This window comes from Yoonia litorea (genome assembly GCF_900114675.1).
In the GTDB taxonomy this organism is placed as follows: Bacteria; Pseudomonadota; Alphaproteobacteria; order Rhodobacterales; family Rhodobacteraceae; genus Yoonia; species Yoonia litorea.
On sequence record NZ_FOZM01000001.1, the window covers coordinates 336,715 to 362,213 of the forward strand.

Sequence of the window (25,499 nt, forward strand, 5' to 3'; positions counted from 1 at the left end):
TGACGTGTTGGATGCATTTGCAATCTACGATTTTCCTTGTGGAAACGGTACGTTGGCAATTTCACCAATGCCTGGTCGGACGCGGCACTATTATACCGATTGGCTCCACCTGATGGCTTGGAAGCCAAATTTGGTTGTAACAATGACCTTGCAGGCAGAGTTGGACCGAAAGGGCGCAGGCACACTTGGTGCAGATCTGACCAATGAGGGCATTGAGTGGGTGCATTTTCCTGTCCCGGACATGGGTGTGCCCTTGAAAGATCATTGGTCTGAGACGCGCAAACAGGCCCTTCGCACATTCAATGTAGGCGGCAAGGTCCTCGTGCATTGCTTTGGCGGCTGTGGCCGTTCTGGCATGATATGTTTGCGGCTGATGATTGCCGCTGGGGAGGAACCCCAAGCAGCGCTTGCCCGTCTGAGACGGGCAAGGCCGTGTGCCATTGAGACTGACGCACAGATGGACTGGGCAACGCAGGATGACGCCCCGGAGCGGCTTTAGCGGTTTTTCTTTTTAGTCTGCATGGCGCTCTTGACCATTTTGCCGAATTTCTTGGACCGGTCGCGGGCCTGCGCAATTGTTTCTGTCGCTTGCGCATTTTCACGTTTGAGTTTGTTGAAACGCCGCAGTCTCTCTGGGTCGATTTCGCCAGACGCAATCGCCGCCTGCACGGCACAGCCCGGTTCAGTTTCATGTGCGCAGTCTCGGAACTTGCATTGCGCGGCGCGTTCGGAAATCTCGGGGAAGGTCGCATCAATACCGAACGCGACCTCAGCGACGCCCAACCCGCGCATGCCGGGTGTGTCTATCAGCCAACCACCAGCTTTCATGCGATGCAACGAGCGTGCGGTTGTAGTATGACGTCCACGGGCGTCATCCTCGCGGATGTCTTGGGTCAATGCCGCCCCACCGGTAAGCGCGTTGGCAATCGTCGTTTTTCCAACACCGGACGAGCCAGTCAGGGCGATCGTCTGGCCTTTGCCACACCAAGGCCCCAGAATTTCGGTGATGTCGTCTGACTTCGCGTCCAAAAGGATGACCTCCAGATGTCGCCCGAGTGACATGGCCTGATCGCGGTAGCCGTCAGCGTCCTCTGTTTGGTCCGCCTTTGTGATCAGAATGACAGGCGCGATCATCGCATCATGTGCCAACGCAAGGTAGCGTTCCAGACGCGCGGGATTAAAGTCGTTGTTGCAGGATGTGGTGATAAACAAAGTGTTCAGGTTGGCCGCAATCAATTGCTTGTCGCCGGTGTGGTATTCCGTTCCGCGAGAAAGCTCAGTTTGTCGCTCCAGAACGCCCGTCAACCGGTGCTGGTCTGGCAGGCACAAGACCCAGTCACCGACAGCAACGGTCGCGGTCGTGATCCCGGGGTCGAGCGTTAGTTCGAGCGGGCCAGTTTCTGAAAGGGCATTCACGCGGTCACGGTGGACTTCGGTGATGCGCGCGGGAGTATGGGTTTCCAACTCGTCGATTTCGAGTTGGGACATAAAAAAGGGCGACCATCCAAGGTCGGCAAGTGTCAGGTCAGTCAATGATCTGTCCTCGTCATAAGGGTAATCTGCGTCGACCTGAGATCAGGATCAACGGGAACCGGACGAGGATGCGGGAAATGCTCAGCGCACCCCGAACCGGAGGCAATGGCTTACGACAATCATAAACATCCTCCTGTTGCTGGATGCGGCATATCTCGCTTGCGTGCGCAAGCAGCGAGGTGAGAGGCTGACAACGACCCAAGCGGGGCTCGTTATGGCTGCTACCTTCCGGTCCTGACCAGGTTGGCGAGGCGCCTGCCCGCGCCAACCTCTCAATGGTCGATATAGTCGCGGGCATCCGAGTCTGCAAGTCATCAGAAGTTCAGGATGAAACGACCGTCAGCGTGTTCAAGAGCGATGTTTGAACCGGAAGGAATGACCTCTGTCGCCTGTGAATTTCCTTGAAACAGCGCCGAGGTCTCAGGCATCTCGCGAAATTGCCAGACGTCTTGTGACGTGAATTCTAACGTCGTCTTGGTTACAATATACTGATTGATGATATCGCGAAAACTTGTCGAAGACGTCCAGATGATGTCTTTCTCCGCAACAGGTCTGAATCCACCACCGCCGCGCGCGCGGAAGTCGGTTGTACCGACGATATATGATGCAGAGGGCAGGACTGGCTCACCGTTCAAACTGATCTCGCTTATCCGTCGCTTACGCAGTTTGGGTGGTTGCCATGTCGCGCGTGGGTTTGCCGCCTTTGAAAGGTCGATCTTGTAGCGCAGGCCATACATCGCGTCGCAGTGGTAAGCGGGATAGTCTGTGTTGAAGAGTGGCTGATCCAATAGGCCTTGTTTGATTGTGTTGTACCTGCCAGCGCTTTGCTCAAGCCATGCCGCAACCTCTGCGCCCGTTCGGCGAACGGCGCAGAGTTTATCCGAAAACGAAAACAGCCTTTGAACGTCACCTACTGTGATTTCTCCTGGCCGGATATCGATCGTCAGCCCGCCTTCGGATGCAGTCGTCGGCACAAACGGGGCAACTGCGGCGATCGCTGTGAGACCGACTTTAGATTTGACTTCTTGCCGGATGATATCTGCCAAGAGTTGTGCAACAGGATCAGGGCATACCGTCGCCAAGTGGTTGTGCAGTCTCAGCGACGTGTGGCCGACAGCCATCCTTTGTTTTTCCAAGGTTTTGCGGTGGGCCGGAAGGGTCGTCCTCTCGATTGCTCGTCTGGCAGGACTGTAAGGCAGTATGTGTCGTCCCGTTTCGTGAATCCGGACTTGATGGCCTGCGATCTGCCAGCCTTGAGGGCCATATCGCAAGTCGAGATCAATTTCCCCCAAAGATGTGCCGTAAGCGCCTGCCATCACAGCGGGTTTGCCGTGCAGCGTGCCGTCATGCTGGTTGACGATGAGAGACGATTTGCGTCGCAGGTCAGGAAACCGGTCATGGGTATGGCCCAGAAGCAGAACATCAACTTCGCCTTCGGCTGCCAGTGACAGCGCTGCACCTGCCGCATCGCCGTGGTCATTGTTGACCCCAGCATGGCAAAGGGCAATGACAAGGTCTGCGCCAGCCTTGAGCATTCTCGGAAGCGTCTCTCGCGCCGCTGTCCCAGCGTTGATGGTGGTAAATTGCTTGTCACTTCTGGCAAGTGGAGGGGCAAAACCGGTCACTCCGATTTTGATCGTGGCACGGCTTCCGTCGCTGCAAATGACATCACGAGGCAAGATCGCGAACCTGTCCCACGGAGTATCGTTTGCCGAAGCCGACAAATTTGCGCTCACGACTGCGGGGCGCAGTGTTTTGACAAAACCAGAAAGTGCCGCAATGCCATAGTCACAGTCATGGTTGCCAAGGGTTACGGCGTCGTAGTGAAGAGTATTGAGCGCAAGGGCCATCGGATGTTCAGACGTGCCTCTGCCGTCGTGCATCAGGTCGTCGGCGAGCGGTGTGCCTTGCAGAAAGTCGCCATTGTCAAATAGCAGGGTCGTGGCGCCGCTTTCAGCCCTGCGCGCAGTGATCAGATCGGCCAGTGGACCCAAACCACGATAGGGGTCGGCGCGATCCAGACCGTAATCATAGCCAACGAGATGCATGTGCAAATCAGTTGTTTCCAGAATTCTTAGGCGCGCGCTGCGGATCATTGGCATTCCTCCCGCAGCGCAACCATAGGGTGATTATCGCAAAATTCCACACGCGATTTGCATCCCAAATTGCACTTACCCTCTGACCATGGCATTTCCGCTGAATGAAAATTGCAGAGACAGTGACATTTGGCGGGTCCGGCCTTGATCGGGCTGCGCATCTCCGCGCTGACGCGGCGGGCTTGCACAAACATGCAAGCGCGACGACGCTTCTTCTGTGGCGTGGCAAACCAATGATCACGGGCGACGATCTGGTGCGCGTTGCCCTGGATCACCCTGTCCTCCAAGATGCAGTTGACGATCTTGTCTTTCTGGGACTTGAGGAAAACAATCCGGTCTTCGCGGCGGACCTTTCAGGATGGGTGCCTGCGTCACTGGATGACAGCGCACTTGACCAGTTTCTCGATCCCTCGGAACAGCACCATCCCGCAGTTGAAGGCGCAGTCTTTGCAGAACTGCGTGCGATCATGACGCGGCTAGGCCGCCGTGACGCAGAACTGGCAGCAACCGCAAAGGCTATTTTCGGCTGGCACCAGTCGCATAGGTTCTGTGCCAAATGTGGGGCGGAAAGCCATTTTGCGATGGCAGGTTGGCAACGGGACTGTGCCACTTGCGGCGGTCATCATTTTCCGCGCACCGATCCCGTCGTCATCATGTTGATCACACACGGCAATGCTGTTCTGATGGGCCGTTCGCCGGGTTGGCCTGACGGAATGTATTCGCTCTTGGCTGGCTTTGTCGAACCCGGGGAGACATTGGAGGCTGCGGTCAGGCGCGAAGTCTTCGAGGAAGCAGGGATCCGTGTTGGTGCGGTAAGCTATCTTTCAAGCCAGCCATGGCCTTTTCCGTCGTCTTTGATGTTCGGGTGTGCTGGTGAGGCGCTCGACACTCACATCACAATTGATCCTCTGGAAATCGAGGATGCAAAATGGGTGTCTCGTGAAGAGATGTCTTTGGCGTTCTCGGGAAACCATCCTCAGATGCTGCCAGCGCGCAAAGGTGCGATTGCGCATTTCCTGCTCGAGGCATGGCTCTCTGATCGGTTGGATTAGGAAAGAACTAATGAAATTTACGACCAGAGAAGATATCGAAGCCCCGATTAATGCGGTGTTCGAACGCGTGAGTGACTTCGCCACGTATGAGAAGCGCGCCATGCGGCAAGGCGCTGACGTGACACGGCGGTCTGGTGATCCCGTCAATGTTGGCACAATCTGGGACGTCAAGTTCGACTTTCGGGGCCGGCCTCGCGCACTGGAAGCAGAGATCATTCGATTGGATGACCCGACAAATCTCATGATCGAAAGCCGCTCCGAAGGTCTTGATGCCGTGACAGAGATTGATCTGGTTGCACTTTCTCAGACGCGGACGCGCGTGATGGTGTCCATTGATGTCAAAGCAAAAACGCTGACCGCTCGGTTATTGCTGCAATCACTGAAACTGGCGAAAGCTAAGCTTACCAAGCGTTTCAAGGGCCGTGTCCGCACGATGGCAGAAGACATCGAGGATGAGTATCGTCGCAGCGTGCCACGATAGCAGGGTTTGCACAATGACCAGCGCCATACCTGCAGATTTGTGATCAGTGCGCCTTTTCATGCCGGCGCGCGGCCGCTGGATAAACACCCATAATCAACAAGTGATCGGTGAAGTAAGCCAGTTCTTCCAACGCCAGCTTGACGTTGGCATCATCTGGATGACCCTCGATTTCAGCGTAGAACTGGGTTGCCATGAAATCACCGCCGACCATGTAGCTTTCCAGCTTGGTCATGTTGACGCCGTTCGTGGCAAAACCGCCCATCGCCTTGTAGAGCGCGGCAGGAATGTTGCGGACCCGAAAAACAAAGCTCGTCATCATGCCGTGATCGCCACGTCGCGTATAATCCGGATCACGGGCCATGATGAGAAAGCGGGTCGTGTTGCGGGCATGATCCTCAATGTGGCGTGCCAGCAACTCCAGACCATAGATGTCAGCGGCCAACTCTGAGGCCAGCGCGGCTTGAGACGGATCACCGCCGTCAGCGACTTCGCGGGCTGCGCGTGCATTGTCGGAACTTGTGCGGCCACGGATGCCGTGCTCTTTCAAAAATGCAGCGCACTGGGGCAGGATCACAGGATGACCATGTGCCTCTTTCACATCCGAAAGCGATGCTCCGGGCGTGCCAAGCAGATTGATGTGCACTCTGACGAACGTCTCATCCACGATGTGCAGTCCGCTTTCGGGCAACAATGAATGCACATCAGCGACACGGCCATAGGTGGAATTCTCGACTGCAATCATACCCAGATCTGCCTCTCCATCACGCACAGCCGAGATGGCAGAATCGAAAGTCGGGCAAGGAAGTGGGTCAAAATCTGGGCGGGCCGTCACACAAGCCTCATGCCCGTAGGCACCCAATTCACCCTGAAATGCGATCTTCTGCACCATCACTGTGTCCTCCTTACCCGCTAACATTAAAAAATGGGCACTTAGTCGCGGCTCTATACCTTGCAACCAAGTGTGGGAAGCGGATACATAGCCGCAAAATTGGGAACGGAATGGAACGCGACATGTTCGACACAATGACAATGACAAAAGCGGTGGGCGGTCTTTGCAGCACCTTCCTGGTCTTTTTGCTTGGCGCTTGGCTGGCTGAGGAAATTTATCACTCTGGCGGGCACTACGGAGAGCAGGCCTATGTGATTGAAGTCGCGGACGCCGGCGCTGTCGAGGAAGTGGTTGAAGAAATTCCGTTCGATGTGGTCTTTGCATCTGCCAGTGCAGAAGACGGAGAGGGTCTCTGGCGGGCCTGCCGGTCTTGCCACGCGCTTGAGGCAGGGCAGCATGGTACAGGTCCTGCACTATACGGCGTTGTGAACCGTCCTGTCGCATTCTACGACGACTTCAACTACTCCGGCGCTCTCGCAGCAGTCGCTGAGGTCTGGACACCTGATAACCTGAATGCCTTCCTCGAAAACCCACGTGGCTACGCGCCTGGCACAGCCATGAGCTACAACGGAATGCGCGATGTTGAAGATCGTGCAAACCTGATCGCCTACCTAGCAACTTTCGGCGAATAATACCGCTCAATCAGCGAACGTGATCAAGGGCTGCCTTTTGGCGGCCCTTTTCTTTTGCGCGATCACTTCATGATCACGCAAACTCAACTTGAACATTTGCCATTCTATCATTTTACTTCATCTATTCAGGCAAACATCACTCAATTCGCGGAGAAGAAGATGCAGAATCGTCCCAAGGCGCGCGCTAAGGCGGAACGGATTAATCCTCGTGAGGTATCGACCAAACAGTGGGTGATCGGATCTTTGATTGGCGTCGCGACACTCTGGGGCGCATCTGAGGTTTTTGCCGACGGGCATGAAAATGTGACCGTCAGCCATGGTTATACAAATTTCGGCGAATTGAAGTACGAGCCTGACAGCGTTCTTGATTACGTCAATCCTGATGCGCCAAAGGGTGGCGAATTCTCTCAGTGGGCCCAAGGGACATTTGACAGCTTCAACCTTTCGACACGCAAAGGTGTGCCTGCTGCTTTGTCCACGATCGGCTACGAAAGCATTTTGACAGGCACAGCTGACGATCCCTACGGCGCTTATTGCTATCTGTGCACAACGCTGGAATATCCGGACAGCCGTGACTGGGTGATCTTCAACTTGCGTGACGACGTGATGTTCTGGGACGGCACATTTATGGATGCCGAAGACATCAAGTTCACTTTTGAACTTTATCTTGAGCAGGGCATCACCGAATACCGCAGTGTCTATTCGCAGTTCATCGACAGTGTTGAGGTGCTGGACACGCACCGCATTCGTTTCAACTTCACCGATGAGGCCCCGCGCCGTGATGTCGTGACCTGGGTCGGCGGCACATCCGCGTTTTCGAAAGACTGGTTCGAAGAAACAGGTACGCGTTTGGACGAGGCATCGACAGAGCCCTTCATGGCCACTGGCCCATACCGTTTGGACGAGGTCGATATCGGGCGTCAGATCATCTATCGCCTTGACCCGAATTGGTGGGGGGCTGACTTGCCCATCAACCAAGGCCGCAACAACTTTGAAACCATCAGGGTTGAGTATTTCGCCGACAGCGCCGCTGCGTTCGAAGGTTTCAAGAGTGGCGTTTATACGTTCCGGTCCGAGAATAGCTCACTGCAGTGGGCGACGGGCTATGACTTCCCGGCAGTCCAGAATGGCTGGGTCAACGTTGAGGAGCTGCCTGATGGGTCGATTGGGACGGGGCAGGGCTTTGTTTTCAATCTCAACCAAGAAAAATTTCAAGATCCGCGCGTCCGCGAGGCCATCACATACATGGTCAATTTCGAATGGATGAATGAATCGCTATTCTACGGCCTTTACGAACGCCCCGAGTCCTTTTGGGACAATTCAGACCTGAAGGCCAATGGTGCACCTTCGGATGAAGAGGTTGCCTTGCTGCAACCACTGGTCGATGAGGGCCTTTTGGATGCCGCGATCCTGACTGACGATGCAGTCGTCGCACCCGTCTCGGAAACCACCGACCGACCACTTGACCGCCGCTCTTTGCGGGCTGCCTCCGCCTTGCTTGACGAGGCAGGCTGGATTGCAGGAGATGACGGCTTGCGGCGCAAGGACGGGGAGGTCTTGACAGTGACTTTCCTTGAACGTTCCCCGCAATTCGATCGTATCATCAACCCGATCGTGGAAAACCTGACCCGTCTCGGGGTGGACGCCAAGCTGGATCGTGTTGATACAGCACAGTGGATTGAGCGTCGCCGGTCGGGTGAATTCGATATCGTGAACGGTTCTTTGGGCCAAGGCTACGAACCGGGTCAGCAGTTGGCGCAATTCTTCGGGTCTGAGGCCGCAGATGATAGCTCGCGCAACCCGATGCGTCTCAAGAATCCGGCTGTTGATCGTCTGATTGAAATCATCGTTGACGCTGAAAACCTCGAAGAATTGACGGTTGCCACGCGCGCTTTGGACCGCGTGCTGCGGGCAGAGCGCTTTTGGATTCCGCAGTGGCAGAAGGGCGTCCACACGGTAGCCTACTACGATATGTTTGAATTCGAGGAAGTGCCGCCTCTGGCGCTGTCGCCGATTGATAACTGGTGGTACAACGCCGATCGCGCCGCAGAGCTGCGCGAAGCAGGCGCGTTCCAATAATCGCTTAGGTATCGGATCTCATGGGCGCCTATATTATCAGGCGATTGTTGCTCGTGATCCCCACACTGTTGGGGATCATGATCATCAACTTCGCATTGACCCAATTCGTCCCTGGTGGACCGATTGAACAAATCCTTGCCGAAATGGAAGGGCAGGGAGACGTGTTCGAGGGGATATCCGGTGGTGGCAGCGAAATCTCTGAAGGCGGCGGCGATGACTACATTGGCGGCCGTGGATTGCCGGCGGATTTCATTGCAGAATTGGAGCGTGAATTCGGTTTTGACAAACCACCGTTAGAACGTTTCCTGACGATGATGTGGAACTATGTCCGCTTCGATTTCGGCGAGAGCTATTTCCGATCGATCAGCGTTTTTGATCTGGTCATGGAGAAAATGCCGGTCTCGATCACGCTGGGTCTTTGGTCAACGTTGATTGCCTATCTGATCTCCATTCCTCTGGGTATCAAGAAAGCCGTCCGCGACGGTTCACCGTTTGATACATGGACCTCGGGTGCGATCATCGTAGGCTATGCCATTCCGGGATTTCTGTTCGCGATCTTGCTGATCGTGCTTTTTGCCGGTGGCAGCTACTGGCGCATCTTCCCCCTGCGGGGCCTGACATCGGCTAACTGGGAAGAATTGAGTATGATTGGTAAGGTGCTGGACTATTTCTGGCACATCACATTGCCAGTGTTGGCATCGACCATTTCTGCTTTTGCCACGCTGACGCTTCTGACGAAAAACAGCTTCTTGGATGAGATCAAGAAGCAGTATGTGATGACTGCGCGGGCCAAAGGGCTGACGGAACGCCGTGTCCTTTACGGCCACGTTTTCCGCAACGGGATGTTGATCGTCATTTCCGGCTTTCCTGCCTTGTTCATTGGCGTGTTCTTCGGCGGATCACTCATTATCGAGACGCTGTTCTCGCTCGATGGTCTGGGGCGGCTCGGGTTTGAAGCTGCGGTCGCGCGGGACTATCCGGTCGTCTTCGGTACACTCTTTGCTTTCTCGCTCATCGGTTTGATTGTCGGGATCATCACCGACCTGACCTATGTGCTGATTGACCCTCGCATTGATTTTGAGGCGCGAAACTGATGGCGTGGCTTTCCCCTCTCAACCAACGGCGGGTGCGCAACTTTAAGCGCAACCGTCGCGCCTATTGGTCGCTTGTCATCTTTAGTGTGCTCTTCGGGTTGTCACTTTTGGCCGAGTTCATAGCCAACGACAAACCCATTCTCGTTAGCTACCGCGACGAAATCCGAATGCCGATTTTCAGCTTCTATTCGGAGCAGGATTTCGGCGGGGATTTCCCGACCGAAGCCGGATATGGCGAGCCGGAGGTTGATTGCCTCATCGTCACCGGCGGGTTGCTTGAATGTTTCGACGAGCCCGAAGAGCTTATTCAGCTCGTCGAAGATGGCGGCAATCCGGGTATCGAGGGTTTCGAGCCGGGCTGGATGCTCTGGCCGATTATCCCTTACTCCTACAATACGATTGTCGATGTGCCCGGTGTTGCACCATCGCCTCCCAGCGCCGAGAACTGGTTAGGCACAGATGACACCAAGCGGGATGTTGTCGCGCGTGTGATCTACGGCTTCCGCCTGTCGATCACCTTTGCCCTGACGGTCACCGTGGCAGCCTCGATCATCGGGATCATGGCCGGTGCGGTGCAGGGCTATTTTGGTGGCTGGACAGACCTGCTGTTCCAACGCTTCATTGAAATCTGGACAGGGATGCCATCGCTTTACGTGATTATCATTGTCTTTGCGATCTTGGGGCGAAGTTACTGGCTCCTTGTATTTTTGACAGTGCTGTTCGGCTGGCCTGCGCTTGTTGGCGTTGTCAGGGCAGAATTTTTGCGCGCACGCAATCTGGAGTATGTGCGCGCGGCCAAGGCTTTGGGCGTCAAAGACCGGACGATCATGTTCCGTCACATGCTGCCGAATGCGATGGTCGCCACGGTGACAATGCTACCGTTCCTTGTCACAGGAGCTATCGGCGGTCTTGCTTCACTTGATTTCCTCGGTTTCGGATTGCCATCGTCTGCGCCCTCGTTGGGTGAGATGACCTTGCAGGCGAAACAGAACCTGCAAGCGCCCTGGCTTGGCTTCACGGCATTCTTTACTTTCGCGATCATGCTGTCGCTGCTTGTCTTTATCTTTGAAGGCGTGAGGGATGCGTTCGATCCCCGAAAGACGTTCGTCGCTGAAAGTGCCACGGCAGTCGATGAGACGGTGTTTGAAGGTGCTACAAAGATCGAGGCAAACAAGTCATGAGTGCCAAGGTCCTTGATGTGCAAAACCTGCGGATCGCGTTTCGGCAGGATGCAGCGACAACACACGCCGTTCGTGGCGTATCGTTTTACGTCGGCAAAGGCGAGACGGTGGCTCTCGTCGGCGAAAGCGGGTCGGGAAAGTCCGTTACGGCGCTGTCGACGGTGCAGTTGCTTGGCGACAGCGCCGTCATGGCCGGCTCGATCAAATACCTTGGTGAGGAAATGGTTGGTGCCGATGAGGCCGCCCTGCGCCGTGTGCGTGGCAATGATATCAGTTTTATCTTCCAGGAGCCTATGACTTCGCTCAATCCGCTCCATACGATTGAGAAGCAATTGGCAGAGAGTATCGAACTTCATCAGGGTCTTCGTGGTTCGGCCGTCAGGGCACGTATCCTCGAACTTTTGGACAAGGTTGGTATCCGCGATGCTGAGAGCCGCCTGACCTCATACCCTCACCAGTTATCGGGTGGTCAGCGGCAGCGCGTCATGATCGCGATGGCGCTGGCAAACGGTCCTGAACTGCTGATTGCGGACGAACCAACAACCGCACTCGATGTTACGATCCAGGCACAAATCCTTGAGTTGCTTGAGGATCTGAAGCGTGATGAGGGTATGTCGATGCTCTTTATCACCCATGATCTGACGATTGTCCGCAAGATCGCAGATCGGGTCTGCGTGATGAAGGATGGCGAAATTGTCGAAACAGGACCCACTGCAGAAATTTTTGAAAAGCCGCAACATCCCTACACCCAGATGCTGCTCGCCGCAGAATCAACAGGCGTGCCGGCACCTGTTCAAGATTCTGCGCCGGTCGTACTTGAGACAGATCATGCAAAGATCTGGTTCCCGATCCAGCGCGGTTTGCTGAAGCGGACCGTCGGTTACGTAAAGGCTGTGAACGACGCCACGCTATCGGTGAGAGCGGGCGAGACAATCGGCATCGTCGGCGAAAGCGGATCAGGCAAAACGACGTTGGCGCTCGCGATTATGCGTCTGATCCGGTCTGAGGGTCGCATCGTCTTTCAAGGCCGCGAGATCGACAACTACTCGCAACGGCAGATGCGGCCTTTGCGGAGCGACATGCAGATCGTTTTTCAGGACCCCTACGGCAGCCTCAGTCCACGCATGACCGTCGCCGAGATTATCGCCGAAGGTCTTGGCGTGCATGGGGTCGAACCGGGGCGGGACCGGCGCGATATGGTGTCTGAAATCATGCGGGAAGTCGGGCTTGATCCCGCTCTGATGGACCGCTATCCGCACGAGTTTTCAGGCGGACAGCGCCAGCGTATCGCAATCGCACGTGCGATGATTTTGCGCCCGAAGTTGCTTGTTCTGGATGAGCCCACATCTGCGCTTGATATGACAGTGCAGGTGCAGATCGTTCATCTTTTGAGAGACCTGCAACAACGCTATGGTCTGGCCTATCTATTCATCAGTCATGATCTGAAGGTTGTGCGGGCTCTGTCTCACAAGGTGATGGTGATGAAACAAGGGGACGTCGTCGAAGCCGGGGACGCAGATGCTATCTTTGATAGTCCCAAATCGGACTATACCCGCGCATTGATGGCAGCCGCCTTTGAGGGCAAAGTCGCCTAGACAAACATCCATTTGGGTGAAACTGTCCGGCATGGATATCCTTTCTTTGCTGCCGCTTCTCCTCGCTTTTCTTGTCGTTGCAGTTTCGCCGGGCCCGGCGAACATCGCAGTTGCGACGATTGCGACGATTGCGACGATTGCGATGAGCAATGGTCGTGCCTCCGCTATGCGGTTTGGCCTTGGACTAGGTGTCGGCCTCGCATTTTGGGGTCTCATCGCTGCGACGGGTCTTGGGGCGATCCTTCAGGGATCGGCAGTCTTTTTGACGGGGCTGAAACTCTTTGGCGGGTGTTACCTTCTGTGGTTGGCATGGAAGTCTTTGAAATCCGCACGCTCGGGAAATACGATCGCGAAGACCGCCATCAAAGGTCAGCGCTGGTTTTTGCGTGGCCTGTTACTGAACCTCTCAAATCCGAAAGCTGTCGTCGCTTGGATGGCGGCGCTCTCGATGGGATTGGGGCAGGGCGCTGAGTGGCAGATGATCGCCATTGCGACACTGCTGTGCATGGCAATTGGATTTGCCAATTACGTCGGGCACGCCTACGCGTTTTCAATCTCGGGCTTTATGGCCGCCTATGCCAGATTGCGGGCCGTGATTGAGGGAACCGTCGCGCTTTTTTTCGCCGGGGGAGGGCTGGGTTTGATTAGATCAGCGCTGTCGCGCTGATCATCCGTCAGACCCAATCATGAAACACTGCGTCCCGCGCGCTTGAAGACGCCGGCAAGCAAGGTCAGCACCTTCACGGGTCAGCCCCATAAAGTTGGCATCAAACCCGCCGCTGCGCTGAACAACCCTGCGCAACGCACCATCCAGTGAACTCATTTCGTTGAGCGCGACTTGCAGTAACACACGTTCTGCCTGAAAGCGGGAATTGTATCGTCCGACATTAATGCCCCAATGCCGGCCTCCTGACGTCGAGATACGCGTGACGACCTCTGCCGGGGCCGGGTCAAGCACATCTGCCGGCTGCGGCACAGCTGCCAGCACAACAGTCTCTGGCGCAGGCGAGGCGGTCGGGGATGGTCTTGCGATTGGCTTAACCGCTGGCTCACCCGTCGCCAGCAAACCGTTTCCCGGTTCTTCCAGTGGTGCGACGATGGCTGCAGCGACCGCCGCTGTGACAGTTTCGGCCACGAGCGCATCAATCACGTCAGTTTCGACCGATGATAACAGAATGTCAGCGGTTGGGGCTTCTGGCTGCGGTCGGGCGATGGGGCGCATGCTCGTCGATACCAGCCCGTTTGGTCGGATGGTCCGTCCGCCGTTGCCAATCATCGCGCCAGGTGGCGTCGGCCTGCGGAGGCTTGCGTTGGTTGGAGCCCGCTGGAACCCCATGTTCATCAACTCGGTGATACGGGCGTTTCTGGCAGCGGTCGACGAACCACCAAAGACAGTTGCAATCACGCGCTCCTGTCCACGTTGTGCGGATGCGACAAGATTGAAACCCGCGGCGCGGGTATAGCCCGTCTTAATGCCGTCGCCGCCGCGATAACTGTCCAGCCAACGCCGGTTGGTGTGACGGACCGTAGCGATGCCTGCATCAGCGGATCGGCGTGAGAAAAGGTTATAGTACTGCGGAAAGTCATAAATCACGTGGCGACCAAGAAGCGTCATGTCACGCGCGGTCGACATATGGCCCGATTGGGTCAGGCCATGCGCGTTGCGGAATGTCGTATTCGTCATACCCATGGCCCGGGCAGTGCGGTTCATTCGTGTCGCGAAGGCCTCTTCTGATCCTGAGATCGCCTCAGCGATAGCGGTGGACGCGTCATTTGCGGATTTTACCGCAGCCGCGCGGAGAAGGAAGCGCAGGCGGATAGATTGCCCGGCGCGCAAACCTAGCTTTGAAGGAGGCTCAGCAGCGGCGTTCCGGCTAATTCTGACAGGCGTATCGAGCGTAATTTCACCACGCTCGACTGCTTGGAAAGCGATGTATAGCGTCATCATCTTGGTCAATGATGCTGGGTGAAGGCGGGTGTCGGCGTTGCGCGAATGAAGAACCTCGCCGGTTCGGGCATCCATCACCATCGCTGCATACGGTGCAGCGAATGACCGTGCCGGGCCAATAAGAACCAGACACAAAACCACGCATAGAAATAGCCCATTACGGGCCCAATATCCCAGACGACCTGCCACGTCGTTGCCTCTTTTTCTGCCTCGGTGATCCCGGGTTTGCCCGTCGATCTTTTGTTATGACACAACGCTAACACAGGGTCTGAAATCAGAAAACACCTTATTTTCTAAGGCTTTGATCCTCGTTTCTGGATGCATGTTCTACATTTTGTGCTGAAGTTTGGGCAATATACCATATCGGCGATTATGTCGGTGGTGATCAGCATTTCCCTTTCTGATTTGGTGGGGTTTTCATGTCTGATCTGTGGCTTATATATTACGCCAGCAAACAGGGGCGTTTGGATGCAATCTGATTTCTACATGATGGCTAATCGGAAGGGTGACGACGACAGTGATGTCGGTGTCGCACTTGAGACCAAGCCAAAGACGAAGCGTCCGCCGATGTACAAGGTGCTGATCCTCAACGACGATTTCACACCGATGGAATTCGTCGTGCATGTGCTTGAACGCTTCTTTGGTTTGACGCACGCACAAGCCTTTGAACTGATGCTGACCGTGCACAAAAAAGGTGTGGCGGTCGTTGGTGTGTTCAGCCACGAGATCGCTGAAACCAAGGTCGCGCTCGTCATGGATTTCGCGCAACGTCATCAGCACCCGCTGCAATGCACGATGGAGAAAGAATAGCGCGCGACCGCTATTCCGGTGTCTGATGTCGACCTCCCGCCTGAGCACAGCCCTTGCCGACGGATCACTGCGGCTTCCGACCGGCGACGTTACCTTGATCCGCCCTCCAGCCACCTATGATGTTTCTTCGCTTCAGCGTGAGTCCGTGCGCGTTGTGCACGGGTTCTACCCCGATGCAACGGCATGGCAGGCGGCGGGTTTTCCGGTATCGCGAAACGTCGAGGGCTGTGCGGTTGCGGTCGTCATCCCGCCGCGATCAAAGACGCTTGGCCGCGCGCTGGTGGCGGAGGCCTGCCGCAACGCGGATTTGGTCGTCGTTGACGGCCAGAAGACGGACGGTGTCGATAGCTTGTTCAAGGCCTGCCGGCAGCGCCTCGGAAATCTTCTTTCGATCACCAAGGCGCATGGCCGCATCTTTTGGTTTCCGACATCCGATGAGTTCGAAGACTGGACAGCTCCGCCTCCTGCGGTTGGTCCTTATGGTTTCGTAACGACGGCAGGGGTATTCTCCGACGGCACAGTTGATCCCGGGTCCGCCTTGCTCGTTGATGCGCTGCCAGAAAAGCTTCCAGCGCGCATGGCGGATCTGGGTGCTGGTTGGGGGTATCTTTCACATCACGTTCTGAAGCGCGCCAGCGTGGCGGCGCTGGACCTGATTGAGGCCGAAGCTCTCTCGCTGGATTGCGCACGGCAGAACGTGACTGACATGCGCGCAAGTTTCCATTGGAATGACGCGAAAAGCTTCGAAGCGCCTGCCTACGATGGTATCGTGATGAACCCGCCATTCCACACCGGGCGACAGGCAGACCCTGCCTTGGGGCGTGCATTCATTGCCGCGGCAGCGCGGTTGTTGGCGCCGCAAGGCAAATTGTGGATGGTGGCAAATCGACACCTGCCGTATGAGGCAACGCTTTCAGAACTTTTCCGCAATGTGGACATCATCGGTGGAAATAGTGCATTCAAACTTTTCCACGCGACAAAACCGAAGCGCTAGGTCAGCAAAAGGATAAATCCATGTCATTTTCGATTGCAGGCAAGACTGCCATTGTGACCGGTGCCGCCAATGGTGTGGGTTTGGCCATCGGCCGCCATTTCATCGAAATGGGCGCAAATGTTGTCTTTGCCGATATGGATGAAAAAAGGCTATGCCACGAAATGGGCGATCAGGCCGACAAAGAAGAAAATGTCAGAATTTTCTCCGGCGATCTGCGTAAAAGGCTGACAATTGCAAATCTGCTTTCGGCGACCGTAGATGCGTTCGAGCGTGTCGATATTCTGGTCAATGCATCACGACAGGTGATGGAGACTGACCCACTTGATCCCGATGACACTTCTGTGGACGAGTTGCTGCAGCAAAACACGCTGACGGCCCTGCGCGTCAGTCAGGCCGTCGCGCGCCGGATGATCAAACAAGCCGACGGCGAAGACGAGGCGAATATCGGTTCCATCGTGAATATCAGTTCGATCGCGGCCCGCCGAACGCATCCTGACTTGCTGGCCTATTCAATGAGCACAGCAGCGCTTGATCAGATGACGCGTTCGCTGGCTGTTGCTCTCGCCCCGAACGGCATCCGCGTCAACGCGGTTGCCTTCGGAAGCGTGATGAGTGCCAGCCTTAAGGGTTCTTTGAAGGATCAGGATGACGTGCGTGAGGCCATTGTGGACAACACGCCTCTACATCGCATCGCAAGCCCCGGCGAGGTTTCCGACGCTGTGCAGTATTTGGCATCGGATGCCTCGGCATTTGTCACTGGACAAATTATTACAGTCGACGGCGGGCGTACCTTGATTGACCCCGCCGCCGTTGCAGCACACTGATCACTCAGGGTTTGCGGCGATGCACTGTGCGACCGCTGCGTCGGCCGCACGGCGTTCTGTGGCGAGCCGTTCACGCAGCGATGTGAGCTTGGCCTGCTCGGCATTCAGGTCAATTGCGACTGGGACTGTTCGGTTGACCGTTTCGGTTTCTTCACAGCTAAACAGAAAAACTGTGCCGTCAGGATTACGGCCACGGCAAGTGTCTGACACCGTCCGTACCTCTTGGCGCGTTTCAAGCGCGTAGCCTCTTGCGAGGTTTCCTTCAGTCTCCGCAATGAGTGCCGACAGGACGCGGCTGTCGCGTGTGACTTGGTTGATACATTGCTCGCGCGGTGTCGCGCATGCCGCCAGGAAAGCCAGCGGCAAAATGATGATGGCAGGGCGCATCTAATTCTCCGGTTTTGTTCTGGATCATCTTAGGTCGATCGTTATGGTGCTCTACGAGCAAAGGATTTGCTATCCAATAACAGCGACTAGGAACGGCCAATGTCAGACGACTTCGAAGCGGAAAAGAGTAAAGCATCAGCGTGGTTCCGCACGCTCCGCGATGAAATTGTTGCAGCATTTGAGGGGCTTGAAGACAGCCACACCGGCGGCGGTGAGGCTGGCCGATTTGAAGTGACCGAAACCAAACGCCATTCAGACGACGGATCGGATGCCGGCGGTGGCCTGATGTCGGTGATGCGAGGCGGCCGGGTCTTTGAGAAGGTGGGTGTGAATGTCTCAACTGTCTATGGCCAGTTGGGCGAGGCTGCGCAAAAGGCGATGGCTGCCCGCGGCGTGCCTGGCATGGACAGCGATCCACGGTTCTGGGCGTCAGGTATTTCGCTGGTCGCGCATATGCAGAACCCTCATGCCCCCGCTGTTCATATGAACACGCGCATGTTCTGGACCCCGCACGCGTGGTGGTTCGGTGGCGGATCGGACTTGAACCCATGCATTGAGTATGATGAGGACACGGCCCATTTCCACGCCACGCAGAAGGCGCATCTCGATCCTCATGGCGAAGCGCATTATCCGCGCCTGAAGGCATGGGCCGACGAATACTTCTACGTCCCACATCGCGGGCGCGCGCGCGGTGTTGGGGGCATCTTTATGGATGATTACTGTACGGGCGATTGGGAGGCGGATTTTCAGCTCACCCAGGACATCGGCAAGGCCTTCTTGCCAGCTTATGTCCCGCTCGTTGAAAAACGAAAGGAAGCCCCGTGGGACGCGGCGGACAAGGACGTCCAACTCATTCACCGCGGGCTCTACGCGGAATACAATCTTGTCTATGATCGCGGGACCAAGTTTGGATTGGCCACAGGGCACGACGCCAACGCGGTATTGATGAGCCTGCCGCCACTCGCGAAATGGGTGTAACCTAGTCGACCTGAATAAATCGGGGTCCGGCGATCTCGCGGTTGGATGAACGTTGTTGCTCGTGCAATTGCGGCACATTTCCTGCCGCGACTTGCGTGAGTATGAGTCTGACCATCCAACCGGAAACCTCAGGGCCGATACTGCGGGCCGCAAGTTCGTATGCGGTGTCGGGCGCAATCGCGAGAATTATCCGCGCGGCCCGCATTGCCCGTAATCCCTCAGGGAAACCATCACCGGCAGCAGCGTCGAGCGCAGCGGCTTCGGCACTGTTTGCAGGGATAAACGCAATCCACCCCGCCATCAGGATCAGCGCACCGATAATTGCCGCGCGCAGACCGTGAAACATAAGGCGCACCGTGAGGGGCAGTTGCATAAAATGCCGCCTCCAGTGCGGTCTATCCGCCGCGGACGGTATCAATCATCAATTGCACATTTTCCGGATCGGCATCGGGCGTAATCCCGTGGCCAAGATTGAAGATATGTGGCCCACCAGAGAGTGCCTTGCAGATACGGCGTGTTTCATCGACCAGTGCTTGACCACCTGTCACCATATGCGAAGATTTGAGGTTGCCCTGCACACAGCCGTCTTTCTGCACATGTTCCGCAACCCACGCTGCATCGACACCATCGTCGACGGCGACGCAGTCAGCACCGGTCGCGGCATGTACGCCAGCATACTTCGTACCGGCCCCGCGTGGGAATGCGATGACCGGGATGCCTGGATGCATTTCCTTGATTGCCGCTGTGATGCGTTGCATCGGCTTGATCGAGAATTCGGTGAAATCGTCGCCTTCAAGCGAGCCTGCCCAACTGTCAAAGATTTTGACCACCTCGGCACCCGCTTCGATCTGTTTGGAGAGATAGAGGATTGTGCCCTCTGTCAGCTGGTTGATGATGCCTTCAAAGACAGGACGGTTCTCGGCCTTAAGCGCATGGGCCGGGCCCTGATCCGGTGTGCCGCGTCCGGCGATCATGTAGGTGGCCACGGTCCACGGTGCGCCTGCAAATCCGATCAGCGTCGTCTCATCAGGCAATTCGCGGGACAGGATTTTCACCGTTTCATAGACGGGGTTGAGGGTCTCGTGGATCTCTTCCAGCGGCTTCAACTTGGCCAGTTCATCTGCGGTCGTAATGGTTGAAAGGCGCGGGCCTTCCCCGGTGACAAACCACAAATCTGCCCCCATCGCCTGCGGCAAAAGCAGGATATCGGCAAAGAGGATTGCGGCATCAAAACCGTAGCGACGGATTGGTTGCAACGTGACCTCAGCAGCGAGTTCCGGATTATAGCAAAGCGACAGGAAATCACCGGCTTCAGCGCGGGTGGCGCGATATTCTGGCAGGTATCGTCCGGCTTGGCGCATCATCCAGATCGGCGGAGTTGGAAGTGTTTCGCCGGCAAGGGCCCTCAGAATCGTTTTTTGCGCCATAGTCTGTCCTTTTTCACTGCATCTGTGGTCCCAATTGGCGAAGATGAAGTCAAGGGGAGTTGTCAGGCTAGATTGACAGGTCTAACACTCCTAACATGACATTTGCACGACCCACCCCCGCATCACCATTCAACATCGGCACCCGTGGTTCTCCGCTGGCCTTGGCGCAAGCACATGAGACGCGCGCGCGGCTGATGGCCGCGTATGACCTGCCAGAGGATGCCTTTGCGATCTGCATCATCAAGGTGACGGGCGACGCCATTCAGGACCGCCCGCTGAAGGAAATCGGCGGCAAGGGCCTGTTCACCCGCGAGATTGAAGAGGCGCTGCTCGATGGCTCTATCGACATCGCGGTGCATTCGATGAAGGACATGCCGGTGGAACAGCCCGGCGGGTTGCTGCTCGACACCTATCTGCCGCGCGAGGACGTGCGGGATGCCTTTGTCTCGCTCACCGCCAAGGGGCTAAGCGATCTGGCCGAGGGTGCGACGGTCGGCACCTCATCCCTGCGGCGGCGGTCGCAACTGCTGGCACAGCGGCCTGATCTGAACGTGGTGGAGTTCCGCGGCAACGTGCAGACCCGCCTGCGCAAGCTGAACGAAGGCGTGGCCGAGGCGACGTTTCTTGCCATGGCGGGGCTGAACCGGTTGAACATGACCGATGTGCCGCGCACGGCGATTGACCCTGACGAGATGCTGCCAGCGGTGGCGCAAGGGGCCATCGGGATCGAACGGCGCGGCGATGATATGCGCGCGGCCGAGATGCTGGCCGCGATCCATGACGGCCCCACAGGGCAGAGGCTCGCGGCCGAACGCAGCTTCCTCGCGCATCTGGACGGGTCCTGCGAGACGCCCATCGGCGGGCTGGCGGAACTCGACGGCGGGTCGCTGCGGCTGCGGGGAGAGATCCTGCGGACCGACGGGACAGCGGTTTACAGCGATGATGTGACCGGAGCCATCGAGGACGGGGCCGAGATGGGGCGCGTTATGGCGGAGAAGCTGCTGGCACAGGCGGGGCCGGGGTTCTTTTAGAGACACACCGATCAGCGAACGGCGGGTTTGAGCCCATCCTGTCCCGCGCCCGCCCGGCGCGTGAATGGGTTCAGGATTCAGAGAGCGGGCCTCGCGTATTGATGTCGCGACACAAACCAGCCAAACTTAAACTGGATAGGAATGGCGCCGCGTTGCGGCACGGCTAGTACAGGGAGCCTGGAAATGCGTCGCGCGTTACTCGTTTTCCTCGCGATTTCGGTGGGCCTGGTACTGCTTCTCATGGCCCCTCGCGCATTCAAGGATTTCTCGCGTCATCCCTTGGCCGGCCCGACACTTGATCAGCTGGAATACGCCGAAGTCAGTTTTCTCAACGGTGATCTCCGCCTTGGCGGGATGATGTTTCTTCCCGACGGCGAAGGGCCATTTCCGGCGGCGGTCCTCATTCGCGGATCGGGACCAAGTCGTCGCGACCACACCTGGTATCTGATAATCGCTCAGGAGCTTCAATCCAAGGGAATAGCGATCTTACTGCCTGACAAGCGCGGGTCCGAACAATCCGGTGGAGACTGGCGCGACACGAGCCTTGAAGAGCTTGCAACCGATACAGAGGCTGCGTTCCGATATGCAACGCAGGTTCCGGCAATTGATCCACAACGAATTGGCTTGCTAGGAATGAGTCAGGGGGGATGGATCGCTCCTGTTGCTGCGTCGAACAATCCGGACGTCTCGTTTGTCGTCAGCATGTCTGGCGCGGGTGTCACAACTGATGAACAATTGCTTTTCGAAGAGATCAACAACATCGAAGAGATTGGAACCTATCGTTTCGTCGCCAAGTTGGTGGCACCGATCACAGTGCGAGGCATCAAGCAGCGCGACACATGGCGCGCTCTGGCTGGGTTCGACCCGATGATGTATTGGGCCAAGGTTTATGCTCCCGTGTTCGCAGCGTTTGGCGAGGGCGATCGCAGTGTCCCGGTAGACGAAAGCGTCCAGCGTTTTGAAGCCCTTCCCTACGATATCACGCTGAGGATCTATCCGGACGGCGGGCATGGCCTGACTGATCCCGACACAGGACGCGTTCAGCAATCCTATCTCGACGATCTGATTGCTTTCGTGTCGAGCGCGACATCCCAATGACCTCGGCACTGGCGAGCACGTGATCAGGAACTGGTGACGCGGCATCCCATCAAAAAAAGGCCGGTTGTCGCAGATACCGGGCGTTCGATTATTGGAATCGAACGACGGCTTCGTCCGCAGAGCCGCCATTCCAATCTCCTTTCTAGACCCCCGGAATCACCTTCCCCGGGTTCAGAATATTATGCGGGTCGAGCGCCCGTTTCACCGCCCGCATCGCCTCCAGCGCCACGGGGTCTTTGCGCCTGCGCATGGTCTCTAGCTTGGATACCCCGATCCCGTGTTCGGCGCTGAACGACCCGCCGAGTTCCTGCACCACGTCCTCGACCGCTTCGGTCAGCGCATCAATCACCGCCGGATCATTGCGGCTGATGTAGCTGGTGTGGTGGATGTTTCCGTCGCCCAAGTGCGCCACGATCACCTCGGACGCGCCCGCGTCGATGGCCTTGATGCGCGGCGTCAGCCGCCGTTCGAATTCGGCGATCTTGTCCAGCGGCAGGCAGACGTCGGTATTCACGAAGACCCCGCCGAAAAAGGCGACCTCTCCCGCGTCCTCGCGCCGTTTCCACATCTCGCGCCGTTGGGTTTCGTTCTGCGCGATCACTGTGTCCAGCACGGTGCCGTCCTCCAGCATGGCCCCCAGCGTGTCTTCCAGTAGCGCGGTCACCGGCAGGCTGCCGTCGTCATTTGGCACCGCGTCGCGGGCAAGGGTGGCGGCAACCTCGACCATGATGTTGACGTCATAGCTTTGGTCAAAGGGGGCGGCGGCATCGGGGAAGAGCTCGCGGTGTTTGTCAATATAGCTGCGCGGCATGTATTCGAACGCTTCAACCCCGCCGCCGGTTTCGTCTTGCAGCTTGTGCAGGAGCGACAGCGCATCGGCGAGGCTGGCAACGGCCACCATCGCGGTCGCATAGGCGCGGGGTTTGGGTTTCAGCTTCAGCACCGCTGCAGTGATGATGCCCAGCGTGCCCTCGGCCCCGATCATCAGGTTGCGCAGATCAAGGCCAGAGTTGTCCTTGTGCAACGCCGACATCAGGTTCATCACCCGCCCGTCTGCCAGCACGACCTCCAGCCCGAGGCACAGCCCACGCGTACTGCCATAACGCACCACATTGATCCCGCCTGCGTTGGTGGACAGCAGCCCGCCGATCATGGCCGATCCCTTGGCACCAAGCGTGAGCGGAAAGATCAGGCCATGTTCGGACGCCGCATCGTGCAGGTCCGACAGGATCACACCTGCACCGACAGTTGCCGTGCGGGCCTCGGGGTTGATTTCGGTGATTTTGTTGAGGCGTTCGACCGACAACATGATCGCCCCATCCGCCTTGGTTGCGCCTGTGAGTCCCGTACGGCCTGATGCTGGCACAACAGGGGTTTTCGTTGCATTGGCAATCTTTAGCACAGCCGAGACTTCGCCCGTGTTCGCGGGCTTCACGACCGCAAGCGGAGTGGACGTATAGCCCCCTGTCCAGTCCTTGCCATAGGGGGCGGCGTCCGGTCCGGTCAGAACACGGTCTGCGCCAATCTCCTTCGCAATTTGGTCGAGAACAGTCATGGCTTCCCCCTCACGTATCGTGGTTAACGCTAGCGCCTAACGCGCGCGGGCGGAAGCTCATGATCGGGTCAGATCGGCCTTGTGCAGCACATAGGTTGTGCAGTCCTCATCATAATGCCTTTCGATGCTGCGAAACTGCATCCCGATGCGTTTCATGACCCTGTGAGAGTTGATGTTGCGCTGGTCTGCAACCGCGATGACATGATCAACACCGACCACATCAAAGGCATACCGCGCCGCGGCAAGCCCTGCCTCGGTCGCATATCCTTTTCCGGTTGCTGCGGTCGCGAGCCGCCAGCCGATCTCCAGTTCGGCGCCTTCGATGAGACTTACATTTTGGACGCAGGCGGCGCCGATAATGGTGTCGGTTTTGCGCAAAAAGATCGACCACCAGCCATAGCCAAGCCTCGCCCACCGCTCTTGCACTCGTGCGATGCCCGCCCGCGTTTCGTCAAGGGATTGCGGGTCTCCGCTTGACAGGAACTCCATCACTTCCGGCTCATTGTTAATCGCGTTCAAAGCAGTCGCGTGATCCGGTGCAAACGGTTCAAGCCGCAGGCGCTTCGTTGTGATGGTCGTGTTTGGGGAAAGCTCGGACATGCAGACTAATCTGTCATGCTGTCGTTGCATAGGGAAGAGTGGTGGTGGTGGCGTGGGGGAGATTTGAACTCCCGACCTAACGATTATGAGTCGTTCGCTCTAACCAACTGAGCTACCGCGCCGAACCACGAGCGACCGATTACGAAATGCCGCTCTGGGTGTCAAACCGATTCTGACCGCTGCGTGATCGAAATTCGTATCCACTCAGTCGTACCGCAGCTCGGACGCCTTTCCCCTGAAGACGAAGTAGGACAATACCGTGTACCCCATGATCGTCGGCAAGACGATGCAGGTGCCGATGAGGATGATAAACAGGCTTTCAGGCGCGCTTGCTGCCTCGTAAATCGTGATCTGATCGGGAACCACAAACGGATAGAAGCTGTAGGCCATGCCTCCGAATGCCATGACCCAAAGCGCGGTCGCAGCCGCAAAAGGCAACCAGGAGAAGCGGTCCTCGGCGAAAGGCATCTTCCGCAACATCGCCCAGAGCGCGTAGACGAGGGCTGCGGAGAGGATTGGCAAAGGTGACAGGTAAAGCGCTTCGGGCCAACTGAACCATTTGTCAAAAATCCGCGCGCTCACGAAAGGTGTCGCCAGCGAAATCGCACCGATACCCAACACAAGCCCCCAGATGCCGCCCTTGGCCCACTCAACGGCTTTGATCTGCAATGCGCCAGCCGTTTTATGGATCACCCAAGTCGCACCGATGAAGCTATAGCCAACCGTGAGGAACACTGCTGTCAGCAATGCAAATCCGACGTTGATCCATGTCCACTCCAGCCCCATGACATACATGCCGAGCATGAAACCTTGGCTAAGCGACGTCATCAGCGACCCGACGAAGAAGGCGTTGTTCCAAAGTCGTTTATGCGGCGTTGGAGCCTTTGCGCGGAACTCGAAGGCAACCCCGCGCAGAATAAGGCCAATCAGCATGATGGCCACCGGCAGATACAGCGCGGTCAGGATTGCGCCATGTGCCGAGGGAAAGGCGACCAGCAAGAGCCCCACTGCCAAGACCAACCACGTTTCGTTGGCGTCCCAGAACGGGCCGATTGAGGCGATCATCCTGTCTTTTTCATCCTCTCCGGCGAGAGGGAACAGAACCCCGACGCCCAGGTCAAACCCGTCCAGAACGACGTAGATAAGGATCGAGACACCCATTAACCCGGCAAAGACGAAGGGCAGCCAGATCGCAGGGTCACCAAAGTAATACAT

General features: G+C 56.9%; 25 protein-coding genes, 1 tRNA gene and 1 other RNA gene. 15 read left to right on the plus strand and 12 right to left on the minus strand.

Annotation, left to right across the window (positions count from 1 at the left end):
* Positions 1-67 precede the first annotated feature (67 nt).
* On the plus strand, positions 68-499 hold the full coding sequence (locus tag BM316_RS01810; protein WP_165606571.1) for a phosphatase domain-containing protein: 432 nt from the start codon (positions 68-70) through the stop codon (positions 497-499).
* Here BM316_RS01810 and rsgA read toward each other — a convergent pair.
* The 3 genes from rsgA to BM316_RS01825 form a co-directional block, all read right to left on the minus strand.
* Entirely contained in the window at positions 496-1,488 is a 993-nt protein-coding gene (gene rsgA, locus BM316_RS01815) for a ribosome small subunit-dependent GTPase A (protein ID WP_165606572.1), read from the minus strand. The two genes, BM316_RS01810 and rsgA, sit on opposite strands and share 4 nt — an antisense overlap.
* A gap of 222 nt (positions 1,489-1,710) precedes the next feature.
* Positions 1,711-1,808, minus strand: an RNA gene (gene ffs / locus BM316_RS01820) — signal recognition particle sRNA small type.
* A 39-nt stretch (positions 1,809-1,847) separates the two neighbouring features.
* A complete protein-coding gene (locus BM316_RS01825; RefSeq protein WP_165606523.1) occupies positions 1,848-3,629 on the minus strand; it encodes a bifunctional metallophosphatase/5'-nucleotidase in 1,782 nt (593 codons plus the stop codon).
* Positions 3,630-3,733: 104 nt separating this feature from the next.
* On the opposite strand from BM316_RS01825, the gene nudC reads away from it, so the two are divergent.
* Together nudC and BM316_RS01835 are read left to right on the plus strand one after the other, a co-directional pair.
* Entirely contained in the window at positions 3,734-4,681 is a 948-nt protein-coding gene (gene nudC / locus BM316_RS01830; RefSeq protein WP_090203265.1) for an NAD(+) diphosphatase, read from the plus strand.
* A gap of 10 nt (positions 4,682-4,691) precedes the next feature.
* Positions 4,692-5,162, plus strand: coding sequence for an SRPBCC family protein (locus tag BM316_RS01835; RefSeq protein ID WP_090203267.1), 471 nt, complete (start codon positions 4,692-4,694; stop codon positions 5,160-5,162).
* A gap of 43 nt (positions 5,163-5,205) precedes the next feature.
* Here BM316_RS01835 and BM316_RS01840 read toward each other — a convergent pair whose 3' ends face one another.
* Positions 5,206-6,051 (minus strand): prephenate dehydratase, encoded by an 846-nt coding sequence (locus tag BM316_RS01840; protein ID WP_090203270.1) that lies wholly within the window; start codon positions 6,049-6,051, stop codon positions 5,206-5,208.
* 110 nt (positions 6,052-6,161) lie between these two features.
* Between BM316_RS01840 and BM316_RS01845 the strand changes: the two genes are divergently transcribed.
* From BM316_RS01845 to BM316_RS01870, 6 genes are all read left to right on the plus strand, one after another.
* Entirely contained in the window at positions 6,162-6,683 is a 522-nt protein-coding gene (locus BM316_RS01845) for a c-type cytochrome (RefSeq protein WP_207493602.1), read from the plus strand.
* Between the two features lie 159 nt (positions 6,684-6,842).
* Positions 6,843-8,762 carry an extracellular solute-binding protein gene (locus tag BM316_RS01850; RefSeq protein WP_090207367.1) on the plus strand — a complete coding sequence of 640 codons (1,920 nt, stop codon included), beginning with the start codon at positions 6,843-6,845 and terminating at the stop codon, positions 8,760-8,762.
* Between the two features lie 20 nt (positions 8,763-8,782).
* A complete protein-coding gene (locus tag BM316_RS01855) occupies positions 8,783-9,856 on the plus strand; it encodes a microcin C ABC transporter permease YejB (RefSeq protein WP_090203273.1) in 1,074 nt (357 codons plus the stop codon).
* Entirely contained in the window at positions 9,856-11,037 is a 1,182-nt protein-coding gene (locus BM316_RS01860) for an ABC transporter permease (protein WP_242649708.1), read from the plus strand. Before BM316_RS01855 ends, BM316_RS01860 begins: the two co-directional genes overlap by 1 nt.
* Positions 11,034-12,632 carry an ABC transporter ATP-binding protein gene (locus BM316_RS01865; protein WP_090203275.1) on the plus strand — a complete coding sequence of 533 codons (1,599 nt, stop codon included), beginning with the start codon at positions 11,034-11,036 and terminating at the stop codon, positions 12,630-12,632. Before BM316_RS01860 ends, BM316_RS01865 begins: the two co-directional genes overlap by 4 nt.
* A gap of 31 nt (positions 12,633-12,663) precedes the next feature.
* Positions 12,664-13,299, plus strand: a complete 636-nt coding sequence (locus BM316_RS01870) for a LysE family translocator (RefSeq protein ID WP_090203278.1) — start codon at positions 12,664-12,666, stop codon at positions 13,297-13,299.
* Here the strand turns inward: BM316_RS01870 and BM316_RS01875 are convergent, their stop codons facing one another.
* Entirely contained in the window at positions 13,300-14,661 is a 1,362-nt protein-coding gene (locus BM316_RS01875) for a D-alanyl-D-alanine carboxypeptidase family protein (RefSeq protein WP_090203281.1), read from the minus strand. It lies immediately after the preceding gene.
* A 387-nt stretch (positions 14,662-15,048) separates the two neighbouring features.
* Between BM316_RS01875 and clpS the strand changes: the two genes are divergently transcribed.
* From clpS to BM316_RS01890, 3 genes are read left to right on the plus strand one after another with little or no spacing between them, the layout of a single operon-like run.
* Positions 15,049-15,390 carry an ATP-dependent Clp protease adapter ClpS gene (gene clpS, locus BM316_RS01880; protein ID WP_090207369.1) on the plus strand — a complete coding sequence of 114 codons (342 nt, stop codon included), beginning with the start codon at positions 15,049-15,051 and terminating at the stop codon, positions 15,388-15,390.
* Positions 15,391-15,415: 25 nt separating this feature from the next.
* A complete protein-coding gene (locus BM316_RS01885) occupies positions 15,416-16,384 on the plus strand; it encodes a class I SAM-dependent methyltransferase (protein WP_090203282.1) in 969 nt (322 codons plus the stop codon).
* Between the two features lie 20 nt (positions 16,385-16,404).
* Positions 16,405-17,208, plus strand: coding sequence for an SDR family NAD(P)-dependent oxidoreductase (locus BM316_RS01890; RefSeq protein WP_090203285.1), 804 nt, complete (start codon positions 16,405-16,407; stop codon positions 17,206-17,208).
* Here the strand turns inward: BM316_RS01890 and BM316_RS01895 are convergent, their stop codons facing one another.
* Positions 17,209-17,595, minus strand: a complete 387-nt coding sequence (locus BM316_RS01895) for a hypothetical protein (protein WP_090203288.1) — start codon at positions 17,593-17,595, stop codon at positions 17,209-17,211. It lies immediately after the preceding gene.
* A 99-nt stretch (positions 17,596-17,694) separates the two neighbouring features.
* Between BM316_RS01895 and hemF the strand changes: the two genes are divergently transcribed.
* Entirely contained in the window at positions 17,695-18,573 is an 879-nt protein-coding gene (gene hemF, locus BM316_RS01900) for an oxygen-dependent coproporphyrinogen oxidase (RefSeq protein ID WP_090203290.1), read from the plus strand.
* Between the two features lies 1 nt (position 18,574).
* Here hemF and BM316_RS01905 read toward each other — a convergent pair whose 3' ends face one another.
* A complete protein-coding gene (locus BM316_RS01905) occupies positions 18,575-18,946 on the minus strand; it encodes a hypothetical protein (protein ID WP_131802533.1) in 372 nt (123 codons plus the stop codon).
* Positions 18,947-18,968: 22 nt separating this feature from the next.
* Positions 18,969-20,000, minus strand: coding sequence for a uroporphyrinogen decarboxylase (gene hemE / locus BM316_RS01910; protein ID WP_090203294.1), 1,032 nt, complete (start codon positions 19,998-20,000; stop codon positions 18,969-18,971).
* 95 nt (positions 20,001-20,095) lie between these two features.
* Here hemE and hemC point away from each other — a divergent pair, with 95 nt between their 5' ends.
* A complete protein-coding gene (hemC, locus tag BM316_RS01915) occupies positions 20,096-21,031 on the plus strand; it encodes a hydroxymethylbilane synthase (RefSeq protein WP_090203297.1) in 936 nt (311 codons plus the stop codon).
* 183 nt (positions 21,032-21,214) lie between these two features.
* Positions 21,215-22,129 (plus strand): alpha/beta hydrolase family protein, encoded by a 915-nt coding sequence (locus tag BM316_RS01920; RefSeq protein WP_165606524.1) that lies wholly within the window; start codon positions 21,215-21,217, stop codon positions 22,127-22,129.
* A 142-nt stretch (positions 22,130-22,271) separates the two neighbouring features.
* On the opposite strand, the gene BM316_RS01925 is transcribed toward BM316_RS01920, so the two are convergent.
* The 4 genes from BM316_RS01925 to BM316_RS01940 form a co-directional block, all read right to left on the minus strand.
* Entirely contained in the window at positions 22,272-23,684 is a 1,413-nt protein-coding gene (locus BM316_RS01925) for an FAD-binding oxidoreductase (RefSeq protein WP_090203301.1), read from the minus strand.
* Positions 23,685-23,741: 57 nt separating this feature from the next.
* Positions 23,742-24,284 (minus strand): GNAT family N-acetyltransferase, encoded by a 543-nt coding sequence (locus BM316_RS01930; protein WP_090203304.1) that lies wholly within the window; start codon positions 24,282-24,284, stop codon positions 23,742-23,744.
* 45 nt (positions 24,285-24,329) lie between these two features.
* Positions 24,330-24,406, minus strand: a tRNA-Met gene (locus BM316_RS01935).
* Between the two features lie 82 nt (positions 24,407-24,488).
* A complete protein-coding gene (locus BM316_RS01940) occupies positions 24,489-25,499 on the minus strand; it encodes a cytochrome d ubiquinol oxidase subunit II (protein WP_090203307.1) in 1,011 nt (336 codons plus the stop codon).